The 19,204-nt window shown below is 69.8% G+C and carries 17 protein-coding genes and 1 pseudogene; 7 read left to right on the forward strand and 11 right to left on the reverse strand.

What is annotated here, in order from left to right:
* Window positions 1–73: 73 nt before the first annotated feature.
* Both MRBLWH11_RS20500 and MRBLWH11_RS20505 read right to left on the reverse strand, forming a co-directional pair.
* Window positions 74–1,006 carry a cyclase family protein gene (locus MRBLWH11_RS20500; protein WP_341946249.1) on the reverse strand — a complete coding sequence of 311 codons (933 nt, stop codon included), beginning with the start codon at window positions 1,004–1,006 and terminating at the stop codon, window positions 74–76.
* A gap of 39 nt (window positions 1,007–1,045) precedes the next feature.
* Entirely contained in the window at window positions 1,046–1,978 is a 933-nt protein-coding gene (locus MRBLWH11_RS20505) for a TetR/AcrR family transcriptional regulator (RefSeq protein ID WP_341946250.1), read from the reverse strand.
* Window positions 1,979–2,080: 102 nt separating this feature from the next.
* Between MRBLWH11_RS20505 and MRBLWH11_RS20510 the strand changes: the two genes are divergently transcribed.
* Together MRBLWH11_RS20510 and MRBLWH11_RS20515 are read left to right on the forward strand one after the other, a co-directional pair.
* A complete protein-coding gene (locus MRBLWH11_RS20510) occupies window positions 2,081–2,971 on the forward strand; it encodes an ATP-binding cassette domain-containing protein (protein WP_341946251.1) in 891 nt (296 codons plus the stop codon).
* Window positions 2,968–3,795, forward strand: coding sequence for an ABC transporter permease (locus MRBLWH11_RS20515; RefSeq protein WP_341946252.1), 828 nt, complete (start codon window positions 2,968–2,970; stop codon window positions 3,793–3,795). The genes MRBLWH11_RS20510 and MRBLWH11_RS20515 overlap by 4 nt, the downstream gene beginning before the upstream one ends.
* Window positions 3,796–4,011: 216 nt before the next feature.
* Here MRBLWH11_RS20515 and MRBLWH11_RS20520 read toward each other — a convergent pair whose 3' ends face one another.
* Window positions 4,012–4,425, reverse strand: coding sequence for a metalloregulator ArsR/SmtB family transcription factor (locus MRBLWH11_RS20520; RefSeq protein WP_116634764.1), 414 nt, complete (start codon window positions 4,423–4,425; stop codon window positions 4,012–4,014).
* Between the two features lie 103 nt (window positions 4,426–4,528).
* On the opposite strand from MRBLWH11_RS20520, the gene MRBLWH11_RS20525 reads away from it, so the two are divergent.
* Both MRBLWH11_RS20525 and MRBLWH11_RS20530 read left to right on the forward strand, forming a co-directional pair.
* Window positions 4,529–5,959: a potassium transporter TrkG gene (locus MRBLWH11_RS20525; RefSeq protein WP_116634435.1), complete on the forward strand. Its 1,431-nt coding sequence runs from the start codon at window positions 4,529–4,531 to the stop codon at window positions 5,957–5,959.
* Complete coding sequence (locus MRBLWH11_RS20530; RefSeq protein WP_116634434.1) at window positions 5,952–6,623, forward strand: TrkA family potassium uptake protein; 672 nt, start codon at window positions 5,952–5,954, stop codon at window positions 6,621–6,623. Before MRBLWH11_RS20525 ends, MRBLWH11_RS20530 begins: the two co-directional genes overlap by 8 nt.
* A gap of 16 nt (window positions 6,624–6,639) precedes the next feature.
* On the opposite strand, the gene MRBLWH11_RS20535 is transcribed toward MRBLWH11_RS20530, so the two are convergent.
* Both MRBLWH11_RS20535 and proC read right to left on the reverse strand, forming a co-directional pair.
* Window positions 6,640–6,927 carry a DUF1905 domain-containing protein gene (locus MRBLWH11_RS20535; protein ID WP_341946253.1) on the reverse strand — a complete coding sequence of 96 codons (288 nt, stop codon included), beginning with the start codon at window positions 6,925–6,927 and terminating at the stop codon, window positions 6,640–6,642.
* A 3-nt stretch (window positions 6,928–6,930) separates the two neighbouring features.
* Entirely contained in the window at window positions 6,931–7,770 is an 840-nt protein-coding gene (gene proC / locus MRBLWH11_RS20540) for a pyrroline-5-carboxylate reductase (RefSeq protein WP_341946254.1), read from the reverse strand.
* Window positions 7,771–7,829: 59 nt separating this feature from the next.
* On the opposite strand from proC, the gene MRBLWH11_RS20545 reads away from it, so the two are divergent.
* A complete protein-coding gene (locus MRBLWH11_RS20545) occupies window positions 7,830–8,801 on the forward strand; it encodes a cation diffusion facilitator family transporter (RefSeq protein ID WP_116634431.1) in 972 nt (323 codons plus the stop codon).
* Between the two features lie 22 nt (window positions 8,802–8,823).
* Here the strand turns inward: MRBLWH11_RS20545 and tadA are convergent, their stop codons facing one another.
* Complete coding sequence (gene tadA / locus MRBLWH11_RS20550; protein ID WP_116634430.1) at window positions 8,824–9,279, reverse strand: tRNA adenosine(34) deaminase TadA; 456 nt, start codon at window positions 9,277–9,279, stop codon at window positions 8,824–8,826.
* An 81-nt stretch (window positions 9,280–9,360) separates the two neighbouring features.
* Between tadA and upp the strand changes: the two genes are divergently transcribed.
* Entirely contained in the window at window positions 9,361–9,993 is a 633-nt protein-coding gene (gene upp, locus MRBLWH11_RS20555; RefSeq protein WP_116634429.1) for a uracil phosphoribosyltransferase, read from the forward strand.
* A gap of 95 nt (window positions 9,994–10,088) precedes the next feature.
* Here upp and MRBLWH11_RS20560 read toward each other — a convergent pair whose 3' ends face one another.
* From MRBLWH11_RS20560 to nadE, 3 genes are all read right to left on the reverse strand, one after another.
* Window positions 10,089–10,886 carry a GNAT family N-acetyltransferase gene (locus tag MRBLWH11_RS20560; RefSeq protein ID WP_341946255.1) on the reverse strand — a complete coding sequence of 266 codons (798 nt, stop codon included), beginning with the start codon at window positions 10,884–10,886 and terminating at the stop codon, window positions 10,089–10,091.
* Window positions 10,883–14,353, reverse strand: a complete 3,471-nt coding sequence (locus MRBLWH11_RS20565; RefSeq protein WP_341946256.1) for a TM0106 family RecB-like putative nuclease — start codon at window positions 14,351–14,353, stop codon at window positions 10,883–10,885. Before MRBLWH11_RS20565 ends, MRBLWH11_RS20560 begins: the two co-directional genes overlap by 4 nt.
* A gap of 74 nt (window positions 14,354–14,427) precedes the next feature.
* Window positions 14,428–15,246 (reverse strand): ammonia-dependent NAD(+) synthetase, encoded by an 819-nt coding sequence (gene nadE, locus MRBLWH11_RS20570; RefSeq protein WP_116634763.1) that lies wholly within the window; start codon window positions 15,244–15,246, stop codon window positions 14,428–14,430.
* 107 nt (window positions 15,247–15,353) lie between these two features.
* On the opposite strand from nadE, the gene MRBLWH11_RS20575 reads away from it, so the two are divergent.
* The gene (locus tag MRBLWH11_RS20575; protein ID WP_116634426.1) at window positions 15,354–15,911 is read left to right on the forward strand and encodes a nucleoside phosphorylase; all 558 of its coding nucleotides are present in this window, start codon (window positions 15,354–15,356) and stop codon (window positions 15,909–15,911) included.
* A gap of 33 nt (window positions 15,912–15,944) precedes the next feature.
* Here MRBLWH11_RS20575 and MRBLWH11_RS20580 read toward each other — a convergent pair whose 3' ends face one another.
* Entirely contained in the window at window positions 15,945–18,944 is a 3,000-nt protein-coding gene (locus MRBLWH11_RS20580; protein WP_341946257.1) for an SMC family ATPase, read from the reverse strand.
* A pseudogene (locus MRBLWH11_RS20585) lies at window positions 18,945–19,204 on the reverse strand (exonuclease sbcCD subunit D); the annotation flags it as partial.

The raw sequence follows: 19,204 nt of genomic DNA on the forward strand, positions 1-19,204 counted from the left end.
CACGTACCCCTTTCTCGATGTGCACACTCTATGGGGTGGGTGGGACACCTGTAAACCCATGTGGCTCGTGTGATCAGTGAGGTGCCGCGACCGTCGCGAACGCGCGGACCGGGAATGTGCCGAAGCCGCGCACCGCCGGGGGCGCGGCCGTGAACCGGGCGCCGCGCGGCGGCAGCCGGTCGAGCCCGGTCAGGTGCTCGACCACATGGATCCCGGCGGCGAGCAGGATGCTGTGCGCCGGCCGCTCACCTCCGCTCTCGGTGTCGTCGATGTTGAGCGCATCGATGCCGACGAGCCGCACGCCGGCCTCGACGAGGAAGCGCACGGCGTCCTCGGCGAGGAACGGCGAGCCGGTACCGTACGCCGGGGTCCCGAAATGCCGGTCCCATCCGGTGTCGAGGAGGACGGCGGCGCCGCGGAGGTCGCGATCCCCGAGCGTGATCGCCGCGATTCCGCGCCGCTCGGCCGTCCAGGCGTCCCGCAGGTGGAACACCTCGGCGGGAAGATCGACGAGGGTCTCGAGGTCGAGCGAAGCCAGATCGCCGCCGTCCGCGTAGCGGTGGAACGGCGAGTCGATGTAGGTGCCGGTGTTCCCGATCATCGTGATGATGTCCATCGCGAACTCGGTCCCCGGCGCGTACTTCGATCGCGAGTCCTCGCGCGTGAGGTGCGAGGTGATGGTGGGCGCGGGAAGCCCGGGGTAGGTCACCAGTCCCGCTTCGATCGGGTGGCTGAGATCGATGACGCGCATCGCCGCAGAGGCCTCGACGGGGGCCGACGTCTCGACGCCCCGACTGCCGCGATGCGCCTCGGCGACGATCCGGAGGTCGCGGATCACGACCTCGCTGACGAGCGCGAGACCCAGGTGCGCGACGAGAAGCGCGCCCACCTGATCCGACGTCATCTCCTCGCGCGGCACATCGAGACGGAATCCCTCGCCCTGCATGCCCCCGCCGTTGGCGAAGGCGATCGTGAAGTCGAGGTGCGCTCTGAAGTCGGTCGTCATCCCCCTATCATCCCGGTGGCACGGCCTCCGGGGTGCACGTCAGGCGGACTTCGTCGCCTTCGCCAGCCGCTCTCCGGCCTCGCGCAGGGTCTGCCGCTCGACCTTGCGCGCCGCGCGAAGCATCTTCTCGGCCTCGCGGACGGCCTTCTGCGCCTCGCGCAGCCGGCGGTCGCCGGCGAGTTCGGCGGGATCCAGAGCGACCCACTCCTCCGAGCCGTGCTGCTCCTCCCCGCGGTCGTGAGTCGAGATGTAGGCGGCGACGCCGTCGAGCATCCGCTCCATCCCGAACCGGAACGGGTCGGCGGGAGAGAGGAACACGTCCTCCTCGATCGCGCGACGGAGGGCGGGGAATTCGTCGGCGGTGATCACCCGGTCGTAGAGGGTGGCCTCGCGCACGGCGACCTCTTCCGGCGTCAGCCCGGAGCCGCGGGACTGGGCGGTGTACCCGGCCTGCACGATCCCGCACCACCGCGCGTCACCCGTCACCGCCAGCGCGACGGCCACCCGCTCATCGGCCGTCAGAGGTGTGCTCTCGAGGGCCGCGAGCGACGCGTCCAACCACGCCGAGCTGTTGGGCGTGATCGGCGAGCCGTTGATCGGCAGGGACAGCATCCAGGGATGCCGGAGATACAGGAGCACCTGCTCCTCGTAGAGGGCGAGCAGCCGCTCCCGCCAGCCATCCACCTCGAGGTGGCTCTCCGGCGGGAGCCCGGTCGCCTGCTCCTGCATCAGCAGCAGCAGGTCGTCCTTCGCGCTCACATAGCGATAGAGCGACATCGGTGTGAATCCGAGCTTGGCGGCGACGGCGGCCATCGACACGGCGCCGATGCCCTCGGCATCCGCCAGCTCGACGGCCGCGTCGACGATCTTCTCGACGCTCATCTCGCGCTTCGGTCCGCGCTGCGGATCGGCGGCCACGCCCCAGGCGAGCGCGATCCCCCGCGGCAGCTCCGGCGGCTCGGTCTCAGTCATGCGCTTCATCCTACTTCTGTTTATTTAATAAACAGTGTGTTACGGTCATACACAGCTGTTTGTCACGTACACAGTTTTCCCCATACACAGAGAGGATCGACCATGGAGACAGCCATCGCGGTGCAGGGCCTCAGCAAGGCCTTCCAGGGCAGGGTCGTCGTCGACGACCTGGACTTCACCGTCGCGCGCGGAGAGGTGTTCGCGCTGCTGGGGCCGAACGGCGCCGGAAAGACCTCGACGATCAACATCCTCACCACGCTCACCACCGCGGATGCCGGCTCGGCCGAGGTGGCTGGGTGGGACGTGCGCACGCAGAGCGCCGAGGTGCAGCGCCGGATCAGTCTCACCGGGCAGTCCGCCGCGGTCGACGATGCGCTGACCGCCACCGAGAACGTGGTCATGTTCGCCCGACTGTCGGGCCTCGGCCGCGCTGCAGCGAAGCGCCGCGCCGCCGACCTCATCGCGCAGTTCGATCTGACGGATGCCGCGGGCCGGATCGTGCGGACCTTCTCCGGCGGCATGCGTCGCCGTCTCGACCTCGCGCTGAGCTTCGTCGTGACACCCGAGGTGCTGTTCCTCGACGAGCCGACGACGGGCCTCGACACCCGGAGCCGTCGCGACCTCTGGGACATCATCCGCATGCTCGCGAGCGCCGGCACGACCGTCTTCCTCACGACGCAGTATCTGGAGGAGGCCGATCAGCTCGCCGACCGGATCGCCGTGCTCCACGACGGGAGGATCGCCGCCCTCGGCACCCCCGCGGAGCTGAAGGCCCGCATCGGGGGCGACACCGTCGAGCTGCACGACGATCGCGGCGAGCTCCGCCGGGAGATCCCCACCGACGGATCCGTCGCCGACCTCCGCCGCGCACTCGACCTGCTCGACGAAGAAGGCGCGGACGGCATCGTGACCCTCCGTCGTCCGACACTCGACGACGTGTTCCTCGCCGTCACCTCATCCCCTGCCGCCCGCTCGTCGAAGGAGCTCGCATGAACATCGCCATCGCCGCGCCCCGCGCCACGGCATCCGTCCCCCCGTCCCCCGTCCCGCGTCCGCGCGTGCGCGGCCTCACGGCCGAGTCCGTGTTCGTCGGCCGGAGCCTTCGCCATTCGCTGCGCGACGGCGAATCGCTGCTGATGGCGATCATGCTCCCCGTGATGCTCATGCTCATGTTCACGTGGGTGTTCGGCGGGGCGATCGATCCCTCCGGCGCCTACGTCGACTACGTCGTCCCGGGGATCATCCTCACCTGCGCGGGCTTCGGAGCCTCGTCGACGGCCGTGTATGTCGCGAACGACATGCGCACGGGGATCATCGACCGCTTCCGCACGATGCCGCTGCGCGCCGGCGCCGTGCTCACAGGGCATGTCGTCGCCAGCGTGCTGCGCAACCTCATCGCGACGGCGATCGTGATCGGCGTCGGCATCCTCGTCGGCTTCCGACCGACCGCGACTCCGCTGGAGTGGATCGCCCTGACGGGACTGATCGCGCTCTACATCCTCGCGATCACCTACCTGTTCGCCGCGATCGGTCTCGCCGCCGGCAGCCCCGAGGGCGCGAACGGCTACGGCTTCGTGCTGCTGTTCCTGCCGTACCTGTCCAGCGCATTCGTCCCGGTGGCCAGCATGCCCGCCTGGTTGCAGCCGGTCGCCGCCCACCAGCCGATCACTCCCATCGTCGAGACCATCCGCGGACTGCTGACGGATGCCCCGCTGCAGAGCGAGCCCTGGTGGGCGATCGGGTGGTGCCTGGTCATCCTCCTGATCGCGGTGACCTGGGGCGCCTGGCTCTTCCGCCGCAAGGCCGCCCGTCGTTGACACCGAGGACCACAGGTCCGGGACGGAGTCTCAGCTGAGACATAGCCGTTCCGGGCCTTCCACCCAGCCAGGCCTGCGATGGTTCTGGCAGGACTTGTGCCGGCACCGCCGAGTCCACGCGGGCTGGGGCCCGCGGATCGCCCCTGATGACATGCCCCCCTGTCATCGGGGGCGTGTCATGTCCAGGGCGGAATACGACGGCGGGAGCGGATGCCGTCAGGCGCCGAGCCGCTTGAGCGCCGATGTCACGACGTGCTTGGCGGAGGCGGCCGCGCGTCCGACGACCTCGGCCGCGTGAGCTGCGCTGTCGGGCAGCGGGACCGGGTAGGCGATGTCGGGAGCCTCATCGCCGTACGCGTCGACGAGGAACGGCACCAGCCAGTCGTCGACGACCTCGAGGGGCTCGACGGACAGGCTGTAGAAGCGACGCTGCCCGTCTTCGCGCACCGAGACGAGCTCGGCGTCGCGCAGGACCTTGAGGTGCTTCGACACCGTGGGCTGGCTGATGCCCAGATCGGCGACGATGTGGCTCACGCTCGTGCCCGACTCGCCTTCGGCCGTGCGTCGCAGCAGGAGCTGGAGGATGTCGCGCCTCGTACCGTCTGCGATCACGTCGAAGATGTCCGTCATGAGATCAGGGTAGTCGTCCCCGGCACGGAGTACCATGACGAAGGCTCGGCGAAAGGCGCCGTGTGACCGCACCGCGGGCAGGCGCAGGACGAAGGGGGACGCGATGTCGGGCATCGCTTCGGCGTCGTCCCCACGGGAGCGCCTCGAGAGCGTCGCCGGCTGGATCAAGCACATCGTCACCTCGTCCCCCTCACGATTCGCGATCGTCATCTTCGCTCTGCTGATCCTGGTCTTCACCGTCCTGCTGTCGCTGCCGATCGCCTCCGCGAGCGGCACGGTGACTCCGCTCAGCGATGCCCTCTTCACCGCGGTCTCCACGATCTGCGTGACCGGCCTCTCGACCGTCGACATGGCGAACCACTGGTCGCCGTTCGGTCATGTGCTGGTCTTCGTCGGCGTCAACATCGGAGCCCTGGGCGTGCTCACGCTCGCCTCGCTGATGGGCATGCTCATCTCCCGGCGGCTCGGCCTGCGCGCCAAGCTCATGGCCGCCGGGGACACGAACCCCCTGCGCGCGCACGGCGGGGTCGTCAACGAGAGCCAGACCGTGCGCCTCGGCGAGGTGGGCCAGCTGCTCACCACGGTCGCCGTCTCCGCGTTGATCATCGAGGCCTCGCTCGCGGTGCTCCTCTACCCCGCGCTCGTGATGGCGGAGGTCGACCCCATCGCCGCGCTGTGGGAGGCGCCCTACTTCGCCGCGATGGCCTTCACGAACACCGGCTTCGCGCCCAACGACGGCGGCGTCGCGGTGTTCGCCGACGACTACCTCGTGCTCTTCCTGCTGATGGTGGGCGTCTTCCTCGGAAGTATCGGGTTCCCGGTCATCTACACGCTCGCCAAGCACGTCTGGCACGTCAAGAAGTGGTCTCTGCACACGAAGCTCACCCTCGTGACCACCGTGCTGCTGTTCGTGCTCGGCGCCGCGGTCTTCCTGATCCTCGAGTACGCCAACCCGAAGACCTTCGGGTCGATGGATGCCGCAGACACCACGTTCCAAGCCTTCTTCCTGTCTGCGATGACCCGGTCCGGCGGCTTCAACGTCATCGAGATGGACGATCTGAACGGCTCGTCGCTGCTGGCGGCCAGCATGCTGATGTTCGTCGGCGGCGGCTCGGCGTCGACCGCCGGCGGCATCAAGGTCACGACGCTGGCGGTGCTGGCGATCGCCGTCTGGTCAGAGGCGAAGGGACGCCAGTCGGTCGAGGTCTTCGGCCGTCGCATCCCCAGCGACGTGCAGCGCGTCGCGCTCAGCGTCGTCGCGTGGGGCGCCACGATCGTGGCCCTGTCGACCATCATCATCGCCCAGATCACGAAGGCCGACATCAGTCATGTGCTCTTCGACGTGATCTCGGCGTTCGGCACCGTCGGGCTGTCGACCGGTCTCACGGCGGAGCTCCCCGATTCAGCGTCCTATGTGATGGCCGCGACCATCTTCATGGGGCGCGTTGGTACAGTGACTCTCGCCGCGGCAGTCGCCGCGACATCGCGATCGCAGTATTACTCGCTGCCCGTGGAAAGGCCGATCGTTGGTTGAAGTCCTCCGGGGCGACGCTCCCGTCCTCGTCATCGGTCTCGGTCGATTCGGCGCCGCGTGCGCCGGTGAGCTCGATCGGCTCGACCGCGAGGTCCTCGCGATCGACGACAACCTCGAGCTCGTGCAGAAGTGGTCGGACCGCGTCACGCACACGGTGCAGGCCGACGCGAAGAACATCGATGCACTGCGGCAGATCGGCGCCGGAGACTTCCAGGTCGCCGTGGTCGCGGTGGGCTCGTCGATCGAGGCATCCGTCCTCATCACCGCGAACCTCGTCGACCTCAAGGTGCCGCAGATCTGGGCCAAGGCCGTCTCGCAGTCGCACGGCAAGATCCTCGCCCGCGTGGGAGCGAACCACGTCATCTACCCCGAGCGTGAGGCCGGCGAGCGCGTCGCCCACCTCGTGAGCGGACGGATGCTCGACTTCATCCGCTTCGACGACGACTTCGTTCTGGCCAAGATGTACCCGCCGAAGTTCATCCGCGGCGTCGGGCTCAACGAATCGGGCGTCCGCTCGAAGTACAAGGTCACCGTCGTGGGCGTGAAGAGCCCCGGCAAGCCGTTCCGCTACGCGGAGGCGAACACGATCGTCACCAACCACGACCTCATCATCGTGTCGGGCACCAACAGCGACATCGAGCGCTTCGCCGCGCTCGACCGCTGACGCGGACGGTAGCTACTCAGGCGTCGATGTCGAGGGTGATCGCGACGACGTCGTCCACGGCCACTCCCTCGCGGTCCTGCAGCACCTTCTTGATCGGCACGATGTAGCCGCCGTCCTTCGGCCAGAGCGCCGTCGTCACGGTGGTGGCGCCGATCGTGACGGACGCCGGGATCATTCCCCATCCGTAGGTCACGATCGAGGCGATCTCGTGGATCAGCTCGCTCTCCGCGGGTGGCACGGCGACGAAGTGGAACGGCGCAGGACCCCGCCAGTGGAAGATCTCCCCCTCGATCCGCAGCCGCATCGCTCAGCCTCCTGCCGCGAGCTCCTTGGAGCGGGCGAGGGCCGCCGCCGCCGCATCCGAGAAGGTGCGGTCGAGTCGAGCATCCTGCAGCACGGCGATCGCGCGCTCGGTGGTGCCCTTGGGGCTCGTGACCCGGCGGCGGAGTTCGGCGGGGTCCTCCCCCGAGGCATCGAGCAGCGCCGTCGCACCGATGAACGTGTGTTCGGCCATGAGGCGCGCATCGGCCTCGGCGAACCCCAGACCGATGGCGGCCTTCGTGAACTCCTCGATCAGCAGGTAGACGTACGCGGGCCCGGAACCCGAGATCGTGCCGAGCGCGTCGATCTGCGATTCGGGCACCTCCACGACCGCGCCGACGGTCTCGAACAGGCGGCGGACGAGGGCCAGGTCGTCTGCGGTCGCAGAGGCCCCGGCTGCGAGCCCGGCGACGCCCTTGCGCACGGTGGACGGAGTGTTCGGCATGGAGCGGATGACGCGGGCGTCGTCGCCGAGCACATCGGCGAAGGTCTGGAGGGTCACGCCCGCTGCGAGGCTCACGACGATCGCGTCGTCCGCGAGGTGCGGGGCGATCTCACGGAGCAGCTCCGGCACCATCGCCGGCTTGACGCCGACGAGCACGATGCGCGCTCCGGCGACGGCATCCGCGTTGCCCTGCGGCCGCTCGGAGAGCGCGATGCTGGTGACCCCGTCGACGTCTTCGAAGGCCGCGGCCTTCTCGGGCGTGCGGTTGGTCGCGGTGATCCCGCCGTCGATGCGGATGCCGGAAGCGACGACGCCCCGGAGGATCGCGCCTCCCATGGAACCGGCACCGAGGAACGCGAGCGAGGGAAGCGATTCAGCCATGTCGTCATCCTACGGCGGGCGCTCCGGAATCCATCGGCGAGCAGTTCTAGACTCGTGCCATGAGTGCATCCGGAGGCAACAAGGCCATCGTCGCGGCGTTCCTGGCGAATCTGGGCATCGCGCTCGCGAAGTTCGTCGCCTGGGCGCTCTCCGGCTCCGCGTCGATGCTCGCCGAGGCGATCCACTCGGTCGCCGACTCCGGCAACCAGCTGCTCCTGATGCTGGGCGGACGCAAGGCCCGGCGCGAGGCCGACCGCTCCCACCCGTTCGGCTACGGGCGCGAACGCTACGTGTACGCCTTCGTCGTCTCGATCATCCTCTTCTCCGTCGGCGGCCTGTTCGCCATCTACGAGGGCGTCGACAAGCTCACCAACCCGCACGAGCTCGACAAGACGTGGTGGTGGCTGCCTCTCGTCGTCCTGGTCATCGCGATCGGCCTCGAGTCGTTCTCCCTGCGCACGGCCGTCAGGGAGAGCAATCTCGTGCGCGAGAAGGGGCAGTCGTGGGTCTCGTTCGTGCGCCGGTCGAAGGCGCCGGAGCTCCCGGTCGTGCTGCTCGAGGACGTCGGCGCGCTGACCGGTCTCACCTTCGCGCTCCTCGGCGTGGGTCTCACGCTGATCACCGGCAACCCGGTGTTCGATGCACTCGGAACGGTCATGATCGGCGTGCTGCTGGTGCTCATCGCGATCGTGCTCGGCGTCGAGACCAAGAGCCTGCTGGTCGGCGAGGGCGCGACGCAGGCCGACTACGACCGGATCGTCGACGCGATCAACGCGGGCGATGAGATCGAGAAGATCATCCACATGAAGACCCTCTACCTCGGTCCCGACGAGCTGATGGTGGCTGCCAAGATCGCGCTCAGCGCCGACAAACCGCTGCGCGAGGCCGCCGACGACATCGACGCGATCGAAGCCCGCATCCGCGAGGCCGTGCCGGTCGCACGAGTCGTCTACATCGAGCCGGATGTGTATCGACCGGCGATCGATCCGCAGCCCTCGACCGACGTCTTCGTGCTCAAGTCCTCGGACTGAGTCTCTCCGAAGGACGTGGAGCTCAGCGACGCTGCTCGAAGAAGTCGCGCAAGAGGGCCGTCGCGGCATCCGCTTCGATGCCGCCGATGACCTCCGCGCGGTACGGCAGGCGCCGGTCGCGGAGTACGTCGTACAGGGAGCCCGCCGCTCCCGCCTTGTCGTCCCACGCCCCGAAGACCACGCGGCCGATGCGCGCCTGCAGGATCGCCCCCGCGCACATGAGACAGGGCTCGAGCGTCACCACGAGCGTGTGACCCGCGAGATTCCAGGAGCCCGCGGATGCCGCGGCACGTCGCAGCGCGTCGATCTCGGCATGGCCGGTGGGGTCGTGCGTCTCCTCGCGGTTGTTGCGCCCCTCGGCGACGATGCGACCCTCGGCATCGAGGATCACCGCCCCCACCGGGATCTCCGACGCGGCCGCAGCCTCCGCCGCGAGCACGAGCGCGCGTCGCATCGCGAGATCGTCGGCTTCGGTCATGGGTCGAGCCTACGACAGCGGCCTCCGGCATCCGGCAGCATCGATGTCGTGCGGAGGGGCGCCGCGCATTAGCCTGTATCCATGCGTGTTCACGTCGCCGACCACCCCCTCATCACCCACAAGCTCTCGGTGCTGCGCGACCAGCGCACCCCGTCGCCGGTCTTCCGGCAGCTCACCGAAGAACTCGTGACGCTGCTCGCGTACGAGGCGACGCGCAACGTCAAGGTCAGCCCGATCGAGATCACGACACCGGTGACGACGACGATGGGCGTGAAGATCTCGGAGCCGCGTCCGATCGTGGTACCGATCCTGCGCGCCGGTCTCGGCATGCTGGAGGGCCTCGTGAAGCTCCTCCCGACCGCCGAGGTCGGCTTCCTGGGCATGGTCCGCGACGAGACGACCTTCGAGCCGACGACCTACGCCGAGCGTCTTCCCGACGACCTGAGCGACCGCCAGTGCTTCGCCATCGACCCGATGCTCGCCACGGGCGGCTCGCTCGCGGCGGCGATCCAGTTCCTGTTCAACCGCGGAGCCAAGGACGTCACCGCGATCTGCCTGCTCGGCACCCCGGAGGGCGTGGCCGCGATCGAGGCCATGGCCGGCGACCGCGATGTCACGCTCGTGCTCGGCGCCCTCGACGAGCGTCTCAACGAGAAGGGGTACATCGTGCCCGGACTCGGCGACGCCGGCGACCGGCTCTACGGCACCGTCTGATACCCCGGTCGCGGCGGCTCGCCGACCGATCTAGCCCGCCGACCGATCAGCTCGCCGACCAATCAGCTCACCGACCGATCCGCTCGCCGACCGATCTAGGCGAGATCCAGGCGATACGCCCGCTCATCGCCGTAGTGCTCGAAGCCGACCCGAGTGAGGATCGGCGCCGAGGTGGCGATCCGGCCCTTCACCAGCGCGGTCGTCGCGCCGAGCTCGACGCTCGCGCGCAGCCTTTCGGCGAGGACCGCGCGGTACACGCCTCGGCCGCGGAACTCCGCGAGAGTCGCCGCGCCCCAGAGCCGTGTGAAGCCGTCGACGATCGTGCATCCACCGGTGCCGACCGCCACGCCGTCGAGGCGTCCGAGCACGCGCAGACCCTCCCCTGCCTCGCGCTCGGCGGTGAGCTCGGCCAGCTCGACGCGGAGGCCCTCGTCGTCGAGAGGCTCCTGCTCCCAGACCGGCACGTTGATCGCATCGACCTCGCGCACCTGATCGAGAGTGCGGACGACCTCTCCCGATGCCTCCGGGGGAACGTCGCCGGCGAGATCGTCGATCGCGGGCGCATCGATGGCGCGCGCGAGCACCGCGACCGTATCGATGTGCTCCGCACCGCGTCGTCGCAGCTCCGCTTCGAGGTCGGGATCGTCCGAGGGGTTGGTCCAGAACGTCAGCCGAGACTCGCCCCAGCTCCTCGCGCGCTCGACGGCGTGATCGAGCACCGCCGCGGCCTCCGAGGTCGAGTGCACCTGCGAGCCACGCACTCCGCCACCGAGTCTGGCGGGATAGCGCACGAGGCGGAGGTGGACGTTCTCCTGCTCGCCGTCTCGCGGGAACCACGACCACGCTGCCGCGGCCCGAAGGATGTCGCCTTCGGTATGGGTCGGCGCGGTCACGACGCGGCTCCGACCAGACGCGCGAACGCGCTGAGCCGGGCGACGCCCTCCGGCGTGTAGGGCAGGTCGTCGAGCAGTGCCGGGGAGTGGATCAGGTAGGCGACGGCCTGGGCCCGGGAGATCGCGACATTGAGCCGATTCTGCAGCAGCAGGAACTCCGGTCCCCGAGGAGCATCCCGCCCGCTCGACGCCGCCAGAGAGGTGATCGACACGACCGCCTCCTTGCCCTGGAAGTTGTCGACCGTGCCGACGGGGACATCGGGGAGTCCGGCATCCGCGAGCGCGTCGAGGACGAGCTGGCGCTGCGCGTTGTAGGGCGTGACCACGATGATGTCGGACGGCTCGAGGGGCCGGATCGAGGCATCTGAGTCGTTGTCGGTGAAGGTGCGGCCGACGAGGTCTCGCACGAGGCGCACCACCTCGGCGGCCTCCTCGGGCGACTGGGTCGCGTTGCCGCGATGCCGGAGACGAATCACGTGGAGCCCCGGCTCGATGCCGTCGATCGAGCGGCGTTCCGTTCCCGGTGCAGAGGCGAGCTGGCCCGCGTACGCGAGCTTCGAGACAGGAGCCGCCACGAGCGGATGCATCCGCCACGACCGCGCCAGGAAGTAGCCGAACTCCGGACGCACGACCGGGTCGCCGTCCATCACCCAGCCGAGGGCCGACGTGTCGACGGGCTCGGGGTGAGCGCCCTGGCTGACCTGCGGGAGCTGCTGCGGGTCGCCGAGAAGGAGCAGCCTCTGGGCGCCCGCCGCGACCGCGATCGTCGACGCGAGCGAGAACTGCCCCGCCTCGTCGATCACGAGCAGGTCGAGCCCGCCCCGATCGACGCGCTGGGTGTTGCTGAAGTCCCAGGCGGTTCCGCCGACGACGGCGCCCTCGTCGGCGTGCTCTGCGAGGAATGCCGCCATGCCGTTCTTCGGTATCGCGGTGTACGAGGTCTCGGCCTCGCTGTCCTTCGGCGCCTTGGCGACCTGAGCCGGCGCCACGCCGTCGGAGACCACCCGCTCCAGCAGCGTCTCGATGATGGCGTGCGACTGCGCGACGACGCCGATCTTGAAGCCGTGCTCGTTCACCAGCCGCGCGATCACCCGCGACCCGGTATACGTCTTGCCGGTTCCGGGAGGGCCCTGGACCGCGAGATAGCTGCGGTCGAGATCGAGGACGCCGCGCACGATCGCGTCGATCACATCGTCTTCGGCAGGGGGAATCGGCGCACCCGATGCCGTGCGCGGCGGAAGGCGCCGCAGGATGTCGGTGGCAGGGTCGGCCGGGAAGTCCGGCGCCGCAGCGTGCACGGCATCGGCCCACTCGTCGATCGCACCCTGCAGCGACACCACCCGCGGCGGCGCGGCAGGCGTGAGTGCGAGCGGGAGCTCGTCCCATGTCTGCCCCTGCACGGCCGACTCGGTCACCAGATAGCCGTCGTCGAGCACCTCGGACACGGTGACCGTATGCGGGACATGCACCGCCCGGGACGGCACCTCGGTGTCGAACGGCGCCGGCACCTCGTACAGCGCGAACGGCTGCGCACCGACGCCCAGCGTCGTTCCCGGTGAGACCTCGCCGCGGATCTCGATGTCGCGCGACATCGCGCGGCGTCCCTCGCCGATGCTCCAGTCCCGGCGGACCGACGAGGACGGCCGATCGACCCGCACCACGTCGCGCGTGCCGTCCCACATGGTCACGGGTTCGCGCAGACGCTGGAAGTGCGAGACCCAGAAGCTCTTGGCCTCGCGAGGGAAGTAGTCGATCGCGGCTGCCGCGATGCGGTGCACGAGCCCGTCACCGCCGGCGTCGACCGCGCGTTCCGCATCCGCGAGAAGAGCGACGGAGCGCGGGGAGGGCTCGTAGATCACCTCGTCGATCTCGTCCGGTGGCGCCGGGGTCACGCCCTCCTTCCGAGCGATGTCGATCAGCCAATTGCGCAGCCGACGCGTGGAGACGCAGTCATAGCGGTTGTAGTCCGCGAGGTCGGCGAGCACGGCATCCGCTTCGCCCCGCTCCCCCGCGGCGGCGAGCTCTCGTGCCGCGACGTACTGCACGATCGAGTCGTCGCCCTTCTGCACATCACTCGTGCGCACGTCGTCGCCCATGTAGAGCGGCTCGAGCTTCTTGATCGAGTACGAGCGGGAGCCGACCCTGACGGTGCGCAGCACGAGCGGATACAGATCCACGAACACGCCCTCGCGCAGCAGCCGATCGACCTCGCCCTCACGCACTCCGTGCCGTGCCGCCATCGCCACGAGGTGCGAGGTCTCGTAGGGCGCGTAGTGATAGATGTGCATGGCGGGGTGCGCGACCCGTCGCACCTTCACGAAATCGAGGAATGCTTCGAGGGCGCGACGCTCGTCGGCGAAGGTGTGCGCCCACAGCGCGGAGTACTGGTCGGCGTTGTCGACCCAGCCGAACAGGTAGTCGATGCCCCAGTGCGCCTCGCCGTCGGGGGCCGGTTCCGTGTAGAGCGGATCGCCTTCGAAGTCGAAGAAGATGTCGCCGTGGCTCGGAAGAGGAAGGGTGTGGATCGCCGGCGCGTAGTGCACGTCGTAGGTCGGCGTGCCGTCGGCATCGGCTCGGATCTGCAGACGCGCCTGCGCGCGGAGGTTCTCGAAGGAATCGACGTTCATGCCGACAGGAGCGTCGGATGCCGTCGCGAGGGCGTCGATCGTGTCGATGCCGGAGGCCCGCAGACGTGCCCGCTGCACCGGACGCATGCGCGCGACCATCAGGAGGTCACGGTGCGCGAGGACCTGCTCCTCGCAGGTCGCGCACCGACCGCACGCCACGATCTGCAGGTCGTCACGGTCGTCGCCCCAGGCCAGCGGGGTGCCGGTCGCTCCGTCGCCGATGCGACGATCGGCGATCAGCGCTCGCAGTCGCGCTCGGCGCACCTGGAACAGCGGGAGGAGATCGTCGACGCGGTGCGTGCTGAGGGTGCTGTCGCCGAGGATCAGGTCGACCTCGTCGGATCGTGGGATGCCGAGACGATCGAGCTGGTCGACGTATGCCGCCAGCTGCATGAGCGCGGTCACGCGCGCCTTGCGCGCCAGCTTCGAGTCCTGCACGCGCCAGCGGCCGTCGTCGTCCCTGCGGAGGAAGTCGGCGAATCCGACGAACTCCTCGGTCGCGAACGCTGCCTGGAAGACGACCAGCGCGTCGGACTGCAGCGCAGCGACCGTCTCCTCCGTCGCAGCGCGAAGGGCCTCGGCGTCGACGGACGAGACCTTCTCGATCTGGTGGACCCTGTCGTCGCCGAGTTCGTCGACGTACCGCGCCAGCACATTCTGCTCATGCACGTCGCCGAGCAGCGCGGCGCGCTTCAGAGTGGCGTCTTCAGGCTCCTCGACGGCCGGGACGCGGCCGAGCTTCGCGTCGATCGCACGGCACCAGGCGAACTCGCATTCCGCGGCCGCCTTGAGATCGCTGGCGCTCCAGATGACGCGCTGCGCCGCAGTGTCGATCCGCACGATGCTCCCGTTCTGTCGGATGCTTCGACACTATCCGCGGCATCCGACACGGGACGAACGGCGCGCACCTCCGGTCAGCGCCACCAGTCGTCGTCAGGGGTCACCGGGAGGTGGCGCTTGTGCTGCGTCGCGAGGTACTTCGCCTCGATGCGTCCGGCCGCCTCGGGGTCGACGGGTCGCCCTTCGAGGAAGTCGTCGATCTGCTCGTACGTGAGGCCGAGCTCGTCCTCGTCCGCGCGACCCGGCTGGCCGTCGAGGAGGTCGGCCGTCGGCACCTTGAACGCGAGCCGGTCGGGAGCGCCGAGGAACTGCAGCAGCGAGCGGCCCTGCCGCTTCGTGAGCCCCGAGAGCGGCAGGATGTCGGCCGCTCCGTCGCCGAACTTCGTGTAGAAGCCCGTCACGGCCTCGGCCGCGTGGTCCGTGCCGATCACGAGCAGGCCGTCGTGGCCGGCGAGCGCGTACTGCGTGACCATGCGCACGCGCGCCTTGATGTTGCCGCGGTTGAAGTCGCTGATGTCGCTGGTGACGGCGAACTCGATGTCCTCTTCGACCCCGTCCACCCCGTTCTGGATGTTCACCTCGACGGAGGCGTCCGGCGCGATGTACTCGAGTGCCGCCTCGGCATCCGCCGCATCCTTCTGCACCCGGTACGGCAGACGCACGGCGAGGAACTTCGCCTCGCCGCCCTCGGCGCGCACGCGTTCGACGGCGAGCTGCGCCAGGCGCCCCGCGAGGGTCGAGTCCTGCCCGCCGGAGATACCGAGGACGAAGCCCCGTGCTCCTGTCGTGCGGAGATAGTCGACGAGGAATCCGACTCGACGCTCCACCTCGGCTTCGGGATCGATCTCGGGCTGGACACCGAGGGCTTCGGAGATCTGCTGCTGCAACGACACGGGGGCCTCCACTCTTCCTCGAATCAGTATCGCCCTTCTGTGTTACGCCGGGGTGACAGAACCGCCCGTGCACACTCCTGTCAGCCACGACCTGAAAGAATGAGGAAGTGAAACTCCTCGTCGCCGCCCTCGCGTCCGAACTGTCCGCCTTCCCTGAGGCACTCGAAGGCTTCGACCGCCTCGTCACCGGCCCCGGCAAGCTCCAGGCGACCTACGCGCTCACCCGGGCGCTCGACGCACGCGCCTACGAGGAGATCGTCGTCGTCGGCACCGCCGGCGCGATCGCCCCCGGTCTGGAGGCGACGGTGCACGAGATCGGCACCGCGTTCCAGCACGACGTCACCGACCTCGACGGCATCGCCGGCCAGCATGTCTCGCTGCCCGCCCGGGTGTCGACCGGACGCGAAGGCGTTCTGATCGCCACCGGTGATCACTTCGTGGAAGACGCGGAGGTCACTGCGGTGATCCGCCCCTCCGGTGCCGCGCTGGTGGACATGGAGACCTACGCCTACATCTGGGTCGCCGAGCAGTTCGACGTGCCCATCCGGGTGTTCCGCGCTGTCTCGGATCAGGCCGAGGACGGGGCGCTCACGGACTGGCGCGAGGCCGTCGCGCGGTGCAGCGTCCAGCTGCGCGATTTCATCCGCAGCGAGTACGGCGTCTGACCTCGGGTCGACGCCGCCGGATCAGGAGACGCCTCAGCGCGTCTCGATGATGCTCGGCCCGTGGGGCGTGGCGCGGACGGTGAGCTGCGCGGGGATCTGCTCCTGCATGGCCTCGACGTGGCTGATCACGCCGACCGTGCGGCCACCCTGCCGGAGTTCGTCGAGAGTGCGCATCGCCACGTCGAGCGTGTCGCCGTCGAGGGATCCGAAGCCCTCGTCGATGAAGAGCGTGTCGAGGCGGATGCCGCCGGCCCGCGCGGTGACCACCTCGGCGAGCCCGAGCGCGAGGGCCAGCGAGGTGAGGAACGTCTCGCCGCCGGAGAGCGATTGGGGCGGACGGGTCTGACCCGTGAAGGCGTCGGACACCACGATCCCGAGACCGGATGCCGCGCCGCGCGCAGCGAGAGCATCGGAGTGCTGCAGCTGGTAGCGGCCCGTCGACATGTCGTACAGCCGTCGGTTCGCGGCCTCGACGATCTCCTCGAGCTCGGCCGCGAGGACGAAGGTCTCGAGCGCCATCTTGCGGGTGTTCGCACCCCTCCCGGCGATCGTGTCGGCGAGGCTCTGGAGCACCTCGAACTCGGCGGCGTCGTCGGCCGTCTTCGCGTGCTCGGCGTCGGCGGAGGCGATCAGGCCGTCGAGCCGCTCAGCGGTTCCGGTCGCGCGGCTCGCCTCGTCGACCGCCCGCACCCAGCTCGCGCGCGCCGTCGCCGCGGCCGCTTCGGCGGGCGAGAGGTCGATGGGCTCCTCGGGGAGCGTGCGCAGCTCGAGGTCGAACAGGGTCGCGCGCTCCTTCTCGCGTTGCACCGCGTGCTGGGAGATCCGCTCGTCGAGAGCCTCCTGCGCGGCGGTCGAGCGCAGTGCGGCGACAGCGGCGGCGGCATCGTCGAACGCCGACCCGGTCAGCGCGGCATCCCTCTCGCTCTCCGCCTCGCTCAGGGACTGTGCGCGACGCGCGCGTTCGGCCATGGCCTCGACGAGTGCGCGCGCCGCCGTCACCTTCGCCGTCGTGTCGGCGAGGCGTTCGGCCACGGTGTCGAACGGCCCGCGTGCGTCGGCGATCAGCCGGCGCGCTTCGGTGACGCGCTGGGTCAGCAGCGCGTGCTGCTCGCGCGAGGCCGCGAGCGCAGCATCGTCATCCGCTCGTTCACGCTCGAGCAGCTCGATTCGATCGGAGAGTGCCTGCAGCCGCGTGTCGAGGGACGCGACGCGATCCGCCGCGACGAGGCCCTGTTCGTGCCCCTCGACGGCCTCGAGGTGCTCCTTCTCAGCCTGCTCGACGGTGCGCCCGTCGGCCTTCGTCTCCGCGGCCGCGAGTTCGGCCCGGAGCGCGGACGACGTCGCCGCCGCGTCGCGCTCGCGCTCGGACGCGGCATCTCGGGTGACCTCGGCGGCGGCGATGTCATCGGCCGAGACGGGATCCGCGTGCGTCGCCGGCGCCGGATGCTCGTGCGCACCGCACACGGGGCACGCTTCACCCTCGGCCAGACCCGAGGCGAGCTCGCCGGCGATGCCGTCGAAGCGGCGCCGCCGGAGCTGCGCCAACGTCGTCTGCGCAGCGGCGTGCTCCGTCGTCGCGGCGGCCAGCTGCTGCTCGGCGCGCGCGTGGTCCGTGCGCAGCCGCACCGCTTCACGGGCTGCTCGGAGGCGGGAGTCAGCGACGTCCCGAGCGATGAGCAGGTCACCGGCACGGTCGGCGACCCGCCGTGCCTCGTCACGCTCGATGGTCAGCGCGGAGATCTGCGCCGGCAGCTCGGCGCGCTGCGCAGTCCCCGCCTCGGCGCGGGCCTCGGCCGACCGCACGGCGGCCTCGGCCGTCTGGAGCTCGTGTGCGAGGGAGCTCTCCTGCCGCTCGAGGTCGAGTGCGCGCTCCCATGCTCCGCTCTCCTTGAGGCGCTCCGCAGCCCATGCGGCCAGCTCGTCGTCGACCTCGATGTCGAACGACCGCCACGACTCGCGGGCGACGTCCTCTGCTCGGCCTGCGCTCTCGAACGCGCTTCGCGCTCGGTCGGCTGCGGCGATGGTCGAGCGGAGCGCTTCGGCCGCGCGCGCCTCATGCAGTTCGGCGCGGGCCGCCGCGATCGAGGGCTCCTCGGCGTCGAGACGGTCGAGCGCGGCCCGCGCGCGATCCCTCTCGGTCTGCGCACGCTGCTCTTCGCGGGTGGTGGCCAGCACGGCATCCGCGTCGGCCGAGCGCTTCTCGGCCTCGGCGCGTTCCGAGGCGCGACGCTCCGCGCGGTAGTCGGCCCTGGCCTTCGCGCGCCGCAGGTCGTCGAGACGCTCCGGGGTCGTGGCCGCCACCGTGGGACGAACGGATTCCCCGGCGCCCGCCTCGTCGTCGGCCCCGTCTCCCCAGAGGCCTTCCGTCGAGACCAGCCGCTCCGCCTCGTCGACCCGCGCGGCGACGGTCGCGAGGCGAGCACCGAGAGCCTGCTCCGCGGCCCTGCGCCGGTCGTCGAAACGCGACTGGACGTCTTCGAACCGCTGGGTGCCGAACAGCCGCCGGAGAAGCGTCTGACGGTCTCTGCTGCCCGCGAGGAGGAACTCCGAGAACCGGTTCTGCGCGAGCAGGATGACCTGCAGGAACTGTTCGCGACTCAGCTGCAGGATCTCGTCGAGCTCGGTGGCCACGTCGACCGCCCGCGCCGCGCGGCCGACCCACCCGGCATCCGTACGCTCCTCGAGCGAGACGGCGGCGGCCTGCTTCGTCATGCCGCCGCCGCGCTTGGCCGGGCGCAGGTACTCGGGTGACCTGGTCACCCGGAAGTGACCGGCGGAGGCGCTGAACTCCACGACGACCTCCGAGATGTCGTCGGGTTCGCAGTGGTCGCTGCGCAGCCGCTTCTCTCCGCCGTCGTAGCGCGGTACCCCGCCGTAGAGGCCGAAGCAGACCGCATCCAGGATGCTGGACTTTCCCGCGCCTGTTCGTCCGGCGATCAGGAAGATGCCGTCGTCGGCGAACGCATCGAAGTCGACGGTCTGGCGGGAGCGGAACGGGCCGAATCCCTCGACCTCGAGGCGATGGAGACGCATCTAGACGAGCGCCTCCGCGCGCACGCGATCGTCGAGCACGGCACGGATGAGGCGGCTCTCGGTCTCTGTCGCTCCGTGGCCCGCGCGCACATGCTCGAGGAAGGCCTCGATGCGCTCCGCGTCGGTGACCGCCGCACGCAGTCGCTGGGAGTAGCTGCGCTCGCGCTCCTCGGCGACGACCTCGGGCTGGTGCTGCACCATCGCGCAGAACGGGAAGCTCTCGCGCAGGCGACGCATGGGCTCGGCCTGCGGCGCCGCGT

Origin of the sequence: Microbacterium sp. LWH11-1.2 (assembly GCF_038397745.1) — a bacterium.
Lineage (GTDB): Bacteria > Actinomycetota > Actinomycetes > Actinomycetales > Microbacteriaceae > Microbacterium.